General features: G+C 79.0%; 1 pseudogene. It reads right to left on the reverse strand.

Going from position 1 to position 229, the window contains the following annotated elements:
• A pseudogene (locus tag IF30_RS0140725) lies at positions 1-229 on the reverse strand (sensor histidine kinase); the annotation flags it as partial.

Raw genomic sequence — 229 nt, forward strand, 5'->3', positions numbered from 1 at the left:
ACGGCGCGGATCCGGAAGCCGCCGCCGGGGCGGGGGCCCACGTCGAGGCTGCCGCTGACCATGCCGACCCGCTCGCGCATGCCGATCAGGCCGTGGCCCGGGCCGTCGGCGCCGCCGGCGGTCAGGTGTCCGTCGGTGCTGCCGCGGCCGTCGTCCTCGACGAGGACGGCCAGCTCGCGCTCGCCGAAGTCGACCGCGACCCGGGCGTGCACGTCGGGGCCGCCGTGCT

Origin of the sequence: Streptomyces sp. NRRL S-350 (assembly GCF_000719705.1) — a bacterium.
GTDB lineage: Bacteria > Actinomycetota > Actinomycetes > Streptomycetales > Streptomycetaceae > Kitasatospora.